Annotated in this window: 11 protein-coding genes and 1 tRNA gene; 1 reads left to right on the top strand and 11 read right to left on the bottom strand. The window is 70.3% G+C overall.

Going from position 1 to position 15,595, the window contains the following annotated elements; translation table 11 throughout:
- A partial coding sequence (locus ABS772_RS00445) for a cyanase (RefSeq protein ID WP_456238261.1) occupies positions 1-194 on the top strand: 194 nt, incomplete at its 5' end.
- Between the two features lie 57 nt (positions 195-251).
- Here the strand turns inward: ABS772_RS00445 and ABS772_RS00450 are convergent.
- The 11 genes from ABS772_RS00450 to ABS772_RS00500 all read right to left on the bottom strand — a co-directional run bounded on the left by ABS772_RS00450 (position 252) and on the right by ABS772_RS00500 (position 15,592).
- The gene (locus ABS772_RS00450) at positions 252-4,640 is read right to left on the bottom strand and encodes a translocation/assembly module TamB domain-containing protein (protein ID WP_350391638.1); all 4,389 of its coding nucleotides are present in this window, start codon (positions 4,638-4,640) and stop codon (positions 252-254) included.
- A complete protein-coding gene (locus ABS772_RS00455; protein WP_350391639.1) occupies positions 4,641-6,626 on the bottom strand; it encodes an autotransporter assembly complex protein TamA in 1,986 nt (661 codons plus the stop codon).
- Positions 6,627-6,848: 222 nt separating this feature from the next.
- Positions 6,849-7,553: an HWE histidine kinase domain-containing protein gene (locus ABS772_RS00460; RefSeq protein WP_350391640.1), complete on the bottom strand. Its 705-nt coding sequence runs from the start codon at positions 7,551-7,553 to the stop codon at positions 6,849-6,851.
- Positions 7,554-7,603: 50 nt separating this feature from the next.
- Positions 7,604-8,338: a Crp/Fnr family transcriptional regulator gene (locus ABS772_RS00465; protein ID WP_238254580.1), complete on the bottom strand. Its 735-nt coding sequence runs from the start codon at positions 8,336-8,338 to the stop codon at positions 7,604-7,606.
- A 248-nt stretch (positions 8,339-8,586) separates the two neighbouring features.
- Positions 8,587-8,670: transfer RNA gene (locus ABS772_RS00470), tRNA-Tyr, on the bottom strand.
- Positions 8,671-8,759: 89 nt separating this feature from the next.
- Complete coding sequence (gene recJ, locus ABS772_RS00475; RefSeq protein WP_350391641.1) at positions 8,760-10,571, bottom strand: single-stranded-DNA-specific exonuclease RecJ; 1,812 nt, start codon at positions 10,569-10,571, stop codon at positions 8,760-8,762.
- A 116-nt stretch (positions 10,572-10,687) separates the two neighbouring features.
- On the bottom strand, positions 10,688-12,085 hold the full coding sequence (locus ABS772_RS00480; protein WP_350391642.1) for an NAD(P)(+) transhydrogenase (Re/Si-specific) subunit beta: 1,398 nt from the start codon (positions 12,083-12,085) through the stop codon (positions 10,688-10,690).
- 4 nt (positions 12,086-12,089) lie between these two features.
- Positions 12,090-12,542, bottom strand: coding sequence for a proton-translocating transhydrogenase family protein (locus ABS772_RS00485; RefSeq protein ID WP_350391643.1), 453 nt, complete (start codon positions 12,540-12,542; stop codon positions 12,090-12,092).
- Between the two features lie 21 nt (positions 12,543-12,563).
- Positions 12,564-13,703 carry a Re/Si-specific NAD(P)(+) transhydrogenase subunit alpha gene (locus ABS772_RS00490; RefSeq protein WP_350391644.1) on the bottom strand — a complete coding sequence of 380 codons (1,140 nt, stop codon included), beginning with the start codon at positions 13,701-13,703 and terminating at the stop codon, positions 12,564-12,566.
- A 111-nt stretch (positions 13,704-13,814) separates the two neighbouring features.
- A complete protein-coding gene (locus ABS772_RS00495) occupies positions 13,815-14,108 on the bottom strand; it encodes an aa3-type cytochrome c oxidase subunit IV (protein ID WP_238257600.1) in 294 nt (97 codons plus the stop codon).
- A gap of 113 nt (positions 14,109-14,221) precedes the next feature.
- A complete protein-coding gene (locus ABS772_RS00500) occupies positions 14,222-15,592 on the bottom strand; it encodes an ABC1 kinase family protein (RefSeq protein ID WP_238257599.1) in 1,371 nt (456 codons plus the stop codon).
- Positions 15,593-15,595 lie beyond the last annotated feature (3 nt).

The following is a 15,595-nucleotide window of genomic DNA, read 5'->3' on the forward strand; positions in this document are numbered from 1 at the left end:
CCACCTGGAAGGAGCTGATCCAGGAGGAGTTCGGCGACGGCATCATGTCGGCGATCGACTTCAACATGACGATGGAGCGCGAGCCCAACAACAAGGGTGACCGGGTGAAGCTCGCCATGTCGGGCAAGTTCCTGCCCTACAAGTACTACGGCAACGACGAGGGCGTGCCGGAATACGGCTTCAAGGAGCCGTAGGCGCGCTTCGCCGCCGATTTCGAGGGGGCGGGCGAGTTCCGGCGACCGGAAGCCCGCCTACCATTCCCACTCCGCACCGACGCCGACCGAGGTGCGGCCGTCGCTGCCGGCCTCGCCGTTGAGCTTGATTCGTCGCGTCACGTCGTAATTGATCGTCGCGGCGGTGTCGGCCGGCTTGGCGCCGGCCTTCACGCCGACGCTGATGCGGTCGTTGATGTAGCGCGAGGCGCCGACCGCCGGGCCGCCGCTCGCGCCCGTCGAGACGTCGAGGCTGTCGAGACCGAGCCCCTTGCGGGCTGCCTCGAACACGTCGGGCCCTCCCGCCCCGCCGGAGAGCTGTGCCACGGCCTGGGCCAGTTGCAGCGCCTGGAACGGCGAGAGGCCGGCGGCCGCCTTCTTGAACAGGATGCGCGACAGGATCTCGTCCTGCGGCAGGCTCGGATCGGAGGAGAGCGCGAAGACCGGCTGCGAGGCCGGTCCCGTGACCGCGACGCGGGCGGTGACGTCGGCGGCCTTGGTCTCCGCGGCGAAGTCGAGATCGGGCTGGGCGAGATCGCCCGCGAAGAACACCCGGCCGCGGGTGAAATCGAGGCGCTGTCCGGCGAGGCTGAAGACGCCGCGGCGCATGGCGAAGTCGCCGTTGGCCCGCGGGTCGCGCGACGAACCGGTGACGTGCAGTTCGCCGCCGAGTTCGGCATCGATGCCGCGCCCGCGGACGAAGATGCGGTTCGGCGCGCTCACGGTCACGTCCAGGCTCGCATCGAAGGGCGGGGCCGCCTTCCTCCGGCGGCTCGCCGCCTCGATCTGCGCCCTGCGCTCGGCCCGCTTAGCGAGGCGCTCGCGCACCTCGGGGGTCACGTTGACCCGGCGGATCCCCGGCAGGGGCTGCACCGTCGCCGGCAGTCGGTCGGGCACCGACACGTCGATGGAGACGACATCGACCCGCCCCTTGATCATCGGCCTGCGGGCGAGCGGCCCCGACAGGGCGAGGTTGAGGCTCGACACCGCCGTCATCAGCGGGCTCGACACCAGTTCGGCCCGGTCGGCGGTGATGCGCAGATTGCCGGGAAAGCCCGAGGCCGGCTCCATGGCCACGCGTCCGTCCACCGAGAGGCGCCCGCCGTTGCGGGTCGCGGCGGTCAGGCGCTCGATGACGACGGTGTCGCCGCGGCCCGTCACCCGACCCTGGATGTCGGTGAGGCGGATGCCGTTGAGCGGATCGGCGAAACTGCCGCCGGAGAGCGTCGCCGAGCCCTCTACCCTCGGCGCCGCCACCGTACCGGTCACGCCGGCATCGAGGGCGACCCGACCCGCGACCCGCTGGCCGCCGACGCTCAGCATGGAATTGGCGAGCGCCGCGTCGAGGGTGCCGCGGGCGCGCAGACTCAAGCCCCCGCCGGCCTCGACCGGCACCGTGCCCGTCACCGTCACCTCGGCGCCGCGCCCGGCGGAGACGCGCCCGTCGATGCTGGCCTCGCCGTCGGCGAGCCGGCCGCTCGCCCGCGCCGTGATCGGCGGCAGGCCGGCCTTGCGGGTCTCGGGCGTGACGAGGCCGGCGACGGAGAGCGCGTAGCGCCCCTCCGGCCGCGCGGCCGGGCCGCGCAGGTCGGCCTCGCCCTCCAGCGTGCCGGATAGAGCGAGGCTCGGGCTCGCGATCCGCGCGAGCGACAGCGGCAGGGCGCGGATGCCGAGCTTGAGGTCGAGATCGGACCCGGCGCGGCCCTGGACGGTGATCCGCCCGGAACCGGCGGCAACGACGAGCCCCTCGATCAGCGCGGAGCCCCGGTCGAGGGTGATCGCGGCGGGGCCAGCGAGGGCGAGACGGTCGCCGCCGCGCTGCGCCGAGAAGCGGGCGATCTCGATCCGCGTGCGCGCGGCCGGGATCAGACGCGCGGCACCGTCGAGGGCGAAGCCGCGGGCCTGGGCGGTGAGCGTGATGTCGCTCGCCGCCGCCGTGCCGTTGGCGGTGAGCCGCACCGTATCGATGCCCTGGCCCGCCGCGACGAGGCGATCGATGGCGGCGTGGCCGTCGAGGACCGGATGCGCCCGCAGATCGAGGCCGGTGAGATCCGCGTCGAGTTTCGCGAGACCGAAGGTGTCGTAGCGCAGGCTCGTCCCCGTGGCGCGGATCGCCGCGTCCTGGCGGCCGCCCGCGCGGGAGAGCGTCACCGCCGCGTCGAGGCTGCCGCCCATGGGCGCGAGGGCGAGCGGCGACAGGTCGCCGAGATCGCCGGCCCGCACCGTCAGGGAACCCTCGGCGAGGAGATTGTCGGCATCCACCACGGCACGCCCGTCCGCGGTGACGGAGCCGAGGGCGAAGGCCAGCCGGTCGAGGGCGTAATCGGTCCGGCTCGGTCGGGCGATGTGGGCCTCGGCCCGCAGCGGCTTGCCGGCGATGTCGCCGGTCAGGCGCAGGGTGCCGTCGAGGGCGTCGCGCAGATCGCTCAGCACCGCGTCGAGGCGCAGATCCCGAATCGGTCGCCCGTTGGCGGTCACCTGCGGGGCGCGGAGCGCGGCGGTGAGGGCGGGCTTCAGGAGAGACCCCGTCAGCCGCGCGTCGGCGCTCGCCGGGCCGGCGAGCCGCTCGTCGAGGGCGGAGAGGTTCTTGAGATCGACGCGGGCGGCCACGTCGGCGGTCCTGGCGTTGGCCTGTCCCTGAAGGGTGGCGGCAAACCCCGCGCCCTCGAAGCGCACGCGGTCGAAACCGTAGCCGTCATAGGTCTGCGAAACACGCCCCGTCAGCACCGGAGCACGGCCGACCAGCCGGTCGGCCGTCTCCCCGCCGAGGACGAGGCCGCCGCCGCGCAGGTCGAGGTCGGCGGAGAGAGCCTTGTGGGCCGGGTCGCCGCTCAAGGAAGCCTTGGCATCGAGGCGGCCGGCGAGCGTGCGGCCCGCCACGCCGGAGAACGCGCCGATATCCGCGAGCGCCGCCTCGACCGTGCCCGTCAGGGTGTTCTGCCCGAGGCGGCCGGCATAGGCGGCACGGGCGGTGTCGGATTCGACGGTCAGGGTGGTGACGTCGAGGATCCCGTCCGAGCCGGCGGCGGCGCGCAGGGTCAGCTTGGCACGGCTGCCCACGGCGCGGCGCAGGGCCGGGTCGGAGAGGCGCAGACCGTCCATCGCCGCGTCGGCGGTGACGGCGAAGCGCTGCGCCGTGTCTGCGCCCGTCGGCTCGACGCTGAGCACGGCCTCGACGCGCTCGAGGCTCGATTCCCTCGTGCGCAGGCCGGCGGCCTTGAGGTTGCCCTTCACCCGCGGCGACGCGAGCGGCCCTTTCAGGCTGCCGTCGAAGAGCAGGGTTTCCAGTTCCGCCTCGGCCGCCTTGGTCACACCGCCTTCGGTGGGAACGGCGCGCGCGGAAATCGTGAAATCCGCGACCCGGCCGGCGGTCAGGGTGCCGCCGATCCCGAGCCGCGCGGTGCGGGAGGCGAGGTCGAGCCGGTCGATGCGGAAGGCGCCGGTATCGGAGAAGGCCATGCCGCCGTCGAGCTTGGTCTCGCCGGAAAAAATCGCCGCGGCCGGGCCCGGCACGAGGCCCTCGATGCGCGAGGTCAGGTCGAGGCTGAGGCGCCGGTCGCTGCCGATGCGCGAGAGGCGCGCGCCGCCCTTGGCGCCGATCTCCGGGCCGGCGTCGAAATCGAGCCTCGCGTTGAAGGCGTCGAGGGTGCCGCTTCCGTCGAGGTCGAAGTTGATCGGCGGCGTGCCGGGGAGATTCGCCGCCTTCGAGAGAAGTCCGCCCTCCGGCTCGACGAGGGTCGCCTTCACTTCCAGACGCTCGCCCTTGGGCACGAACAGGAGCCGGGCGAGGAAGCGGCCGGCGGCGTCGAGGCGGCGGAACTCCGCGCTGGCGTCGAGCCCCTCGGAGGGGTTCCCGAGCTTGGCCTTGCCGCTGCCGGCGAGCCGGGCGGGCTGGCCCGCGACGCTCTCGCCCAGCACCAGCTCGGTCAGCGTGAAGCCCTTGATCTCGACCTTCACCGGCAGCTCCGGCAGGAGGCTGCCATCGGGCTCGGCTTCCGCCGGCGTCGGGCCGGGCACCGGCTTGCGCAGCACTTCGAGCCGGCCGATCTCCAGGCTGTCGACTTCGAGCCGGCCGGAGAGCAGCGCGAGGCGCCGCCAGACGAGGCGGGCGCGGTCGAGCTTGAGCCACGGGCCGTCGGAATCGCTGATGACGACGTTGCGGATGGTGGCGTCCGACGACAGGGCGCCGTCGACGGCCCCGATCGAGACCTGTGACGAGGGCGTCGAGAGTGCCTTGGACAGGAGCCCGCCGAGCGCGGTCTTCTCGCCGTCCGCGGCACGGGTGTCGTCGGTGGCGAAGAGGGCGGCGAAAAGCAGGGCGGCCGAGAGGAGAGCGGCCGCCAGGATCCCCCTCGCTCCGGCGCGGCAACGCCCCTCCCCCGCGCGGCGGGATGGATCGCGGTGGTGCCGGCGACGCGGGACTTCCATTCAGAACGCCTGTCCGAGGCTGATGTACAGGGCGGCCGGCAACTCGCGGTTTCCCTTGATCCTGTCGAGCGGGAAGGCGAGGTCGGCGCGGATCGGACCGATGCCGGTGTAGTAGCGGACGCCGATGCCCGCCGCCTTGCGGATACGCTCATCGAAATCCGGCAGCGTCGAGGCGAAGGCGGTGCCCGCGTCGAAGAACGGCACGATGCCGATCGTGTCGGTGATCTTGATGCGGGCCTCGATCGAGGCTTCCAGCAGGCTGCGCCCGCCGATCGGCAGGTTGAATGGCCCGCGCGGGCCGAGGGTCCGGAAGGCGAAGCCGCGCACCGAGCCGCCGCCGCCGGCGAAGAAGCGGAAATTGTCGGGGATCTCGTCGAGCCGCGCTCCCGAGACCGAGCCGAATCCGAGGCGTCCGGCGAGCACGTATTTCCGCTCGTCGTCCAACGCGTAGTAAGTCGAGCCCTGGGCCTTCGCGACGAAGATCCCCGGATCCGAGCCGAGGAAGCCGGGATAGGGCGCCGCGGAGGCGATCACCCGGAAGCCCTCGGTGGGATCGAGCAGGCTGTCGGTCGAATCGTAGGTGACGGAGAGCGGCACGCCGATCAGCCGGTAATCGACCGTGCCGATGGCGTCCTTCGAGCGGCCGACCTGCCCGTCGAGGCCGATCTGGGCGGAGAAGGTGTCGGAGAAGCGGTGGCGCAGGGCCACCGAAGCCCCGGCCGCGTCCACGAAGTAGCTCTGCTGCACCTCGCGGGTGACGAAGACATTGGCCAGGAGATCGTTGCGGGTGCCGCCGAGCGCCGGTTTCACGAAGGTCGCGGAGAGGCGCCCGCCGAGCCCGGTCGTGTCGATGCCCGCGAGCTTGCGCTGGGTCGCGAACGGATCGTAGCCGAGGCCGAGATAGTAGATGTCGGCGTCGAGCCGCAGCGTCTCGCCGCCGCCCCACAGGTTCCGGTTGGCGTAGTAGGCCCGGACGCCCGGTCCGTCGACGGTGGAGTAGCGCGCCGCGACGCCGATGAGATTGCGCTCGCGCTCGCTCACCTCCACTAAGATCGGCAGGTTGCCCTGCGCGTCGAGAGTCTCGCCCTCGCGCACGCGGACCGCGCCGAGGCCCTCGATGCGGGCCACCGAGCGACGGATGTCGGCGACCGCCTTCGGCGAGTAGGGATCGCCGGGCTCGGAATAGATGAACGAGCGGATCACCGCCGGATCGATGCCGTCGGTCGCCTTGACCGACACTTCGCCGAGCCCGGCCATCGGCCCGGGATCGATGGTGAAGGTGACATCCATGACGTGCGCCGCGTCGTCCACGACGGGGTCGCGGCTCACCGCCTTGGCGAAGGGATGGCCGAGGGCGCGGAAGCGGTCGACGATCCTCGCCTCGCGGGCCAGCACCGTGGCCGAGCGGGCCGGGACGTCGTCGTCGGTGCGGGTGAAGCGCTCGGGCAGCACCTCGTCCGAGAAGGGACGGCCGCGCGGATCGAGGGCGCGGACGCTGCGGAGGGTGTAGAGGGGGCCGAGATCGACGGCGATCTTGACCGGCACCAGCGCTCGCCCGCGCGCGCCCTCCGCGGCACGAGAGGCGGCGGCGAGCGAGGCTTCCCCGCCGACCGGAACACCGTCGATGCGGATCGCGACCGTTCCCTGATAATAGCCGAAGCCGGACAGGACGTCGGTCAGGCGGCGCAGATCCGCCTCGGCGCGCCGGACCAGCCCCTCCCCGTCCGGGGGCGCCTCCTGCCGTAGGCGGTAGAGCGTCGACGTATCCTGAAGCGCGCGGAGGATGTCCGAGTCGTCGGTGCCGGTGATCCGCAGGTTGTAGGGCAGCGCCCCGGCGCTCGGTGCCGGCGGCTCCTCCTCGGAGTCGAACAGGCCGAACAGATCGAAGGCCTGCGCCCGCTGCGGCAGGACCATCAGCGCCGCCACACCCAGAAGAACGCCACCGAGGGCCGGCGAACGCAGCAGGCAGTTCATCCGGACATGCATTCGCGCGGTGGGATCTCTGGTTCGTGACGGGGCGATGCCTCCACGAAAGCATCCAGATGTTAAGTACCCGTCGATCACCCGCCGGGCTACCCCGGCCACGCTTGGCACACCGCTTGATCGAGAAATGGTGAGCGGACAACGGTCCGGTGTGCCCGATCGGTCGCAGATCCGACGGAGATCGGACGCCTCGCCTCGATCGTCGACGGATCCGGCGCGGCGGCGCTACTCCTCGTCCTCGACCACCGTGATCTGGGACGGAAGCGGCAGGCTGATCGTGCAGCGCAAGCCGTGCGGCTCGAAGGTCAGGTCGGTATCCGCCTTCAATTCGTAGCGCAGGCTGCGTTCGAGGACTTCAAAACCGAACCCGCGATGCGACGGCGACGGCGCGACGTCTTCGAGACCGCTCTCTTCCCAGACGAAGGTCAGCTTTGGCGGGGACCCGCTCGCCTCCGTCGGCGAGGACAGCGTCCAGGCGACGCGGATGTGGCCCTGGGGCACCGTCAGGGCGCCGTGCTCGACGGCGTTCACGGCCAACTCGTGCACCGCCATGGCGAAGACCTCGGCCGCTCCGGAGCGCAGGCGCAGGCTCGGTCCCGCGATCGCGACCTGTTCGCCCTCCCGCGCGAGATGCACCAGAAGCTCGTCGGCGACGAGGGAGTGCAGACCGATCCCCTCGGGCACGCTCCGCATCAAGGCGTTGAGCACGCGGGCGAGGGCATCGGCCCGCCCGTCGAGATGGGCGACGTAGGTTTCCACGGAGTCGCTCGTCTCGGCCGAGCGGCGGATGATCGCTCGCAGCATCGACAGCGTGTTGCGCACCTTGTGGCGCAGCTCTGCGGGCAGACCCTTCTCGTCGAGGAAGCGGCGCAAGCGCCGGTTCTCGGCCTCCAGCTCCTCGATACGTGCGTCCCGCGGATCCTGGTTCATGGTTTAGCCGTTCGCTGACCTCAAGAGGATGAATCGGCTAAAGCCGCTCATCAATCGTCGTCCGCTACCGATGGATCACGCTCGTAATGTAGATAAGATGGGTCGAACAGCGAGGCCGCCTGAAGGGCGGGAAAATCAGGAATGGTGAGCTGACGCCCGCGCAGGCGGATCAGGCCCGCCGCCCGCAACTCCTTGAGGGTGCGGTTGATGTGCACCGTCGAGAGACCCATCGCGTCGCCGAGATCGGCCTGGGTGATGGGGAACTCGCAGCTCGTCTCGCTCGTCAGGCCGACGGCGCGCAACCGCAGGAACAGCTCGCAGAAGAGGTGTCCCAGGCGCTCCGTCGCCAGACGCTGGCCGAGGCTGACGGTCCACTCGCGCTGGATCGCCGCCGTCACGAGCATTTCCCACCAGAGCGCCTCCGCCACGCGTGGATATTGCAGGGCGATGTCCCGGATGGCGGCCTCGGAGATCTCGGCAAGGACCACCGAGGTCAGCGTTCCCAGCGAATGATCCATCTTCCGCAAGACGAAGACGTGCGGATCGCACAGATCACCGGGAAGGAAGATCGAGATGACTTGGCGCCGGCCGTCCTCGAGCTGCTTGTAGCGGCAGGCCCACCCTTCGAGGACGACGTTGACGTGGCGAGGCCGGTCGCCGTCGCGGATCACGTCCTCACGCGCGCCCAACCGTCGTGTCGGTTGGGCGATCTTTTCCAGGGCCTGCTTCTCCTCCGGAGACAGGCGGACGAAGTTTTCCAGCTTGCGAACGAGCGGGTTAGACACTGAGCTTCCTTGGCCTGGCCGCCGCAACCTAACGCTCGGCAAAGCTCGCGGAACTAACGCACGTTAGTTTTTCGCGCAGACACCTGAATCTATGAACAGATTCCTGTCGCGGCGCACATGCCACCGACGTCATGCCGGATCTGAACGACAAAGAGGAAGCGGTGCGCGTCGAGCATCGTCAGCCGCGTGCACGGACGATGGGGCGGATGAACTGCCGCAGGCCGCCGACGTCTTTCGCGGGATGTGTTTGGTGGGGGAAGTAGGACTCGAACCTACGAAGCTTACGCAGCGGATTTACAGTCCGCCCCCTTTGCCGCTCGGGACATTCCCCCAAACCGGGTCGCCGCGTTTCGATCGCGGCGGGCGAGGCCCTTATGGTGAGGGTCTGATCGGGTGTCAACCGATCCGTTTCACGGGGTTTCTATCCACAGGGCGCGAGGTCGCAGATTCGCACCTGAGCCCGCTCGGCCCCGCGCCACCGGTCGCAGGAGAGCGTGCCGGCGACATGAAAGCTCCGGCCGATACCGCCGAGCAGGGCGGTGCCCAGGGGGCCCTGCGCAGCGCGGAAGGCGATACCGCCGACCGCCTGCCCATCGCCGCTGACGAGCCGCGCGCGGACATGTCCGTTTCCGACGATGCCCGCGTCGACGAGGCGATGGCGCGGCAGCGCCATGACCGGCTCCGGCGCGCCCTGCCCGAACGGCCCCGCCCGCTGGATCAGCCGCACCAGTTCGGCGGTCGCGCCGCCGGCGCTCACCGTGCCGTCGATCAGCAGCGCCTCGGCCGCCCGTGCCCGGCCGACGGCTTCGAGGAGATCACGGGACAGGCTCGCGCCGAAGGCGTCGAGGCCTCCCGGCGCCAGGGTGACGCCGGCCGCCATGGCGTGTCCCCCGCCCTTGACCGCGAGCCCGGCCTCGACGGCGCTGCGCACGGCCCCGCCGAGATCCGCTCCGGCGACCGAGCGCCCGGATCCGACGGCACTTCCGTCGGGCTTGACCGCGAAGGCGAAGGCCGGCCGGCCGAACCGCTCCTTGAGGCGGGCGGCAATGAGGCCGACGATGCCGGGATGCCATTCGGGCGAAGCGGCGATCAGCACCGGACGGTCAGGGTCGCGGGCGAGGCGCGCATCCATCTCCGCCTCGGCCTCGGCGACCGCCTGCGCCTCGATGGCCTGCCGTTCGCGGTTGAGCCGGTCGAGTTCCTCGGCGATGCGGCGGGCTTCCATCGGGTCGGCGGTGGTGAGCAGGCGCGCGCCCAGGCCGGCATCGCCGATGCGGCCGCCGGCATTGATGCGCGGCCCGACGAGGAAGCCGAGATGCCACGCCTCCGGCGGCTCGCTCAGCCCGGCCGCGTCGAGGAGCGCCGCCAGCCCCGGCCGTCCGCGCCCGCGCATCACCGCGAGCCCCTGGACGACGAAGGCGCGGTTCAGTCCGGTGAGCGGGACGACGTCGGCCACGGTGGCGAGCGCCACGAGATCGAGGAAATCGGTCAGCCGCGGCTCGGCGGAGGCTCCGAAGGCGCCCTCCCCCCGCAAGCGGCGGGCGAGCGCGACCAGGGTCATGAAGACGACGCCCGCCGCACAGAGATGGCCGAGCCCGGACAGGTCGTCGAGCCGGTTCGGGTTGACCAGGGCGCGGGTCGTCGGAAGCTCCTCCGGCGCGCCGTGGTGATCGAGCACGATCACGTCGAGGCCGAGGGAAGCGGCGGCGGCCAGGGGCTCGTGGCCAGCGGTTCCGCAATCGACGCAGACGAGCAGGCCCGCCCCCTCCGCGCGCAGCGCGGTGACGGCGCCGACATTGGGGCCGTAGCCCTCCGTGATGCGGTCGGGGATGTGGATGCGCACCGGCACGCCGAGCGCCCGCAGATACGCGGCCAGCAAAGCCGCGCTCGACGCGCCGTCCACGTCGTAGTCGCCGAAGATCGCCACGGTCTCGCGGGTCCGAACGGCGTGGGCGAGCCGGTCGACCGCCGCCTCCATGTCCACGAGGACGGCCGGGTCCGGCATCAGGTCGCGCAGGCGCGGGGACAGGTAGGCCTCGGCCTCCGCCGGCCGCACGCCGCGCCCGACGAGGACGCGGGCGAGCAGGTCCGGCAGCCCGTAGGCCTGGCTCATGGTCGTCGCCAGGGCCTGGAGTCCGGGATCGCCGCAGCGCTCCCGCCACGGCCGCCCCAGCACCGAGGCGGAGACGTCGAGGAACGGGCGGGGCAGATCGGGGTGGGAAGCGAGGGACATGGCGGCGGACACGCGGCGACTATACCGGCTTCGGCCGGCAAAAACTGCGCCCCGCAAACGACAGCGGGGCGGACGATTGCTCGCCCCCCCCGCCGCCTGACCGCCGTTTGGGCCGATCAGAGGTTCTTGAGGATGCTGTCGACGACCTTCTTGGCGTCGCCGAACAGCATCATCGTGTTGTCGCGGAAGAACACCTCGTTCTCGACGCCGGCATAGCCGGAGCCCATGCCGCGCTTGATGAAGAGGACCGTCTTGGCCTTCTCCACGTCGAGGATCGGCATGCCGTAGATCGCCGAGGTCTTGTCGGTCTTGGCGGCCGGGTTGGTGACGTCGTTGGCTCCGATCACGAAGGCCACGTCGGCCTGCGGGAACTCGCCGTTGATGTCCTCCAACTCGAACACCTCGTCGTAGGGCACGTTGGCTTCCGCCAGGAGCACGTTCATGTGCCCCGGCATGCGGCCCGCCACCGGGTGGATGGCGTACTTCACGTCCACGCCTTCCTTCTTCAGCAGGTCGGCCATCTCGCGCAGGGAGTGCTGCGCCTGGGCGACCGCCATGCCGTAGCCGGGGACGATGATGACCTTCTCGGCGTTCTTCATGATGTAGGCCGCGTCGTCCGCCGAGCCCTGCTTGACGGGGCGCGTCTCGACCTGCCCGCTGCCGGCCGCGGCGGTGTCCCCGCCGAAGCCGCCGAGGATGACCGAGATGAACGAGCGGTTCATCGCGTGGCACATGATGTAGGACAGGATCGCGCCCGACGAGCCGACCAGCGAGCCCGTGATGATGAGCGCGAGGTTGCCGAGCGTGAAGCCGATGCCGGCCGCGGCCCAGCCCGAGTAGGAGTTCAGCATCGACACGACGACGGGCATGTCGGCGCCGCCGATCGGGATGATGATGAGGCCGCCGAGGATCAGCGAGACGATCACGATCAGCCAGAACGCCACCTTCGACTCGGTGCCGATGAAGATGCCGAGCAGCACGACCAGGAAGATCGCCACCGAGAGGTTGATGGCGTGCCGGGCCGGCAGCAGGATCGGCTTGCCGGACATGCGCCCGTCGAGCTTGGCGAAGGCGATGACCGAACCGGTGAAGGTGATCGCGCCGATCGCCACGCCGAGACCCATCTCGAACAGCGACTGCTTGTGGAAGTGGCCGTTCTCGATGATGCCGAAGGCCTGGGGCGCGTAGAGCGCACCGGCCGCCACCGCGACCGCCGCGAGGCCGACCAGCGAGTGGAAGGCGGCGACGAGCTGCGGCATCGCCGTCATCGGCACCCGCTTGGCGATCACGGCACCGGCGCCGCCGCCGAGGCCGAGGCCGAGGAGCACGAGGATCCAGGCGCTGAGGCCGGACGGCGGGTGGCCGACCAGCGTGGTGAGGATGGCGAGCCCCATGCCCACCATGCCGTAGAGGTTGCCCTGACGAGCGGTCGTCGGGTGCGAGAGCCCCCGCAGCGCCATGATGAACAGGACGCCGGAGACGATGTAGAGAAGGGATGAGACGTTTTCAGACATCGCCTCAGGCCTTCTTCTTGTACATGCCGAGCATGCGCTGCGTGACGAGGAAGCCGCCGAAGATGTTCACGGAGGCGAGGACGATACCGATGAAGCCGAAGAAGCGGGCCCAGCCGGTGCCCTTCTCGATCAGCGGGACGCCGACGGCGAGCAGCGCGCCGACGATGATGACGGAGGAGATCGCGTTGGTGACGGACATGAGCGGCGTGTGCAGCGCGGGCGTCACCGACCAGACGACGTAGTAGCCGACGAAGATCGCGAGCACGAAGATCGCGAGACGGAACACGGTCGGATCGACCGCGCCGTGGGTGGCGGCCGCCACGCCGTGGCCGATCGCATCGGCGATCGACTGCGCGTGGGCGGCGTTCTGCTGGGCGATGTCGGCCGCGGCGCGTGCGGCGGCCGCGGCGGCCTGGGCCTGATCAGCAGGCGAGACGGGCGGAAGGGGGGTTGCCATGATGAGATCCTCCGCGACCGATCAGGCTTTGGGCTGAAAGTTGGGGTGAACCACCTGACCGTCGCGGGTGAGGTTGGTGGCCTTGACGAGTTCGTCGTCCCACTTCACCGCCAGCGCCTTTGCTTCCTTGTCGATCATCGTCTCGACGAAGGAGAAAAGATTGCGGGCGTAGAGGCTTGAGGCGGTCGCCGCGAGGCGGCCGGGCACGTTGACGTGGCCGACGATCTTCACGCCGTTGCCGACGGTAACGATCTCACCCGCCTTCGCACCCGCGACGTTGCCACCGCGCTCGACCGCGAGGTCGACGAGCACCGAACCCGGCTTCATCGAGGCGACCATCTCCTCGGAGACGAGCTTCGGCGCCGGGCGGCCCGGGATCAGGGCCGTGGTGATGACGATGTCCTGCTTGGCGATGTGGCCCTTGACCAGCTCCGCCTGCTTCTTCTGGTACTCGGCCGACATCTCCTTGGCGTAGCCGCCGGACGTCTCGGCCTGCTTGAACTCGTCGTCCTCCACCGCGACGAACTTGGCGCCGAGCGATTCGACCTGTTCCTTGGTGGCGGGGCGCACGTCCGTGGCGGTCACCACGGCGCCCATGCGGCGGGCGGTGGCGATGGCCTGGAGGCCGGCGACGCCGACACCCATGATGAAGATGCGCGCGGCCGGCACGGTGCCCGCGGCGGTCATCATCATCGGCAGGGAGCGGCCGTACTCGGCGGCCCCATCGACCACGGCGCGGTAGCCGGCGAGGTTGGCCTGGGACGAGAGCACGTCCATCACCTGCGCGCGGGTGATGCGGGGCATCAGCTCCATGGCGAAGCTGGAGACACCCGCCTCGGCCATGGCCTTCAGCGCGTCCTCGTGGCCGTAGGGGTCCATGATCGCGACGACCACGGCGCCCTTCTGGATCTTGGCAAGCTCGTCCGCGTTGGGACGGCGGACCTTGAGGACCAGATCCGAGCCGGACAGAGCCTCCTCGGCGCTTCCGGCGATCTTGGCGCCGGCCGCCTCGTACTCGGAATCGGGAACGCCGGCCTTGGTGCCGGCCCCCGATTGCACGACGACCTCACTGCCCAGACCAATGAACTTCTTGACCGTTTCTGGGACGGCCGCGACCCGTGGTTCTATCGGGTCCGTCTCCGTCAAGACGGCAATACGCATCAGTTGCTCCCGTTCTTACAGCCGCCCTTCGGCGTGCCGGTATCCGAGCCTTCGTGGAAGTTCAGATCTGGAAAAGGCCGACCCGTGGGGCCGGCCCGAAACATTCGGTCCTCAGCTCAGGAAGAGGATCGCGAGGAGGGCTGCGAGGACGAAGGCCTGGGCCTTCCAGCCGATGGCCGGAACGAAGGCGCCGGCCGCCGCGGCGGCCCAGGACACCAGCACGCCGATGATGGCGGTCACCCAGGCTTCGTGCACGCCGCCGATGGCGAGGGCCACGACCCAGCACAGAACCGTGACCGTGCCGATCTCGACGAAGCGGATGAAGCCCCGATAGGTTTGCTCGTGGGTCTTCTCGTCCATCGCCGGGCTGTAGTTCAGGCCGGTGAGGGTCTTCGTGTCCGCCATTGCGCGCCCGTTCCCTGATATCGTTTTGCTTGTCACGCGCGGATTTAGCGCAAGGCTATCCCGCTCGCAATCAGCTTGACGGTCGGGTCGGCACGTCTTGAGCCGACTTTTTGTTATGTCGGGTTGGGCAGACCCGCCTCGGCCAGGGCCGTGCCCTGCCGCTCGGACAGGGTTTCGAGCGAGAATCGCTCGATCTCCGCCTCGAACAGCCGATGATAATTCAGTTCGGAGCGCAGGTGCAGAAAGACCGCGCCGAGCCCGACCGCGGCCCGGTCCATGAACACGAATTCCTGTGGGACGGTGACCGGCCCCCGCTCCTTCAACGCCTGATGGACGGAAAACGCCTCTCGCCGGCCGTAGGCCCCGGGCTCGACCCCGTCGGCGACCGTGCGCGTGCGGTCTTCCAGCAAGGGCCCATAGATGAAGCGGGCCCAGATGTTGAGGATGTCGACGGTCTCCTTGTCGAGCTTCTTGAAGCCCCAGACCTCGTAGGCGTGGACGACGCGATCCCGATCGTTGTTCAGCAATCCGCGGTAGAGATCGACCACGCCGCCGACGAAGCGCGGGTGGAAGATGCGCACGCAGCCGTAATCGAGCAGGTTGATGCCCTGCGCCTCGCCGCCCTCGGAGAAGACGGTGTAGTTGCCGAGATGCGGATCGCCGTGGATTACCGCGGCGCGGCTGAAGGGATGCCACCACGCCCGGAACATCGCCTGGGCGATGCGGTTGCGGATCTCGATCGGGGCGTCGGCGAAGGTCAGGATCCTCTCACCGTCGAGCCAGCCGAGGGTGAGGAGCCGCTTCGTGGAGAGATCGGGGTGCACCGTCGGCACCCGCACCGAATCGATGTCCTTGAGCACGCTGCCGTAGAGGGCGGCGTGCTTGGCCTCACGGCCGTAATCGAGTTCCTCGCGCACCCGCGCGCCGATCTCCTTGGAGATCTCCGACGTGTCGAGCCAGGAATTCATCCGGCGATGCAGGGCGAAGGCGACCTGGAGCTGCTTGAGATCGGCCTCCACCGCCGACTGCATGTCGGGATACTGGAGCTTGCAGGCGAGCGGCGCGCCGTCGAGCGATTCGGCGCGGTGGACCTGCCCCAGGGAGGCGGCTGCCGCGGGTTTCAGGTCGAATCGGCCGAAGCGGCTCTGCCAGTCGGCGCCGAGTTCGGCCATCATCCGGCGCTTGACGAAGGCCGCCCCCATCGGCGGCGCGTCGGCCTGAAGCTTCTGCAGCTCGGCGGCGTATTCCGGCGGCAGGAGATCCGGCACGGTGGCAAGGAGCTGCGCCACCTTCATGATCGGCCCCTTCAGGCCGCCGAGGGCCTGGGCCAGGGCCGCCGCGTTGGTCAGGCTCGCGCCGTCCTTCCCGCCGAACAGGCGCGCCGCCGCCATCCGCGCGGCCACCCCTCCGACATTGGCGCCGACGCTAGCGTAGCGGCTCGCGCGGGCGGTGAAGCGGTTGGCTTCGCGGTCGGTCTCGGCCATGGA

The organism is Methylorubrum podarium (assembly GCF_040270385.1).
In the GTDB taxonomy this organism is placed as follows: Bacteria; Pseudomonadota; Alphaproteobacteria; order Rhizobiales; family Beijerinckiaceae; genus Methylobacterium; species Methylobacterium podarium.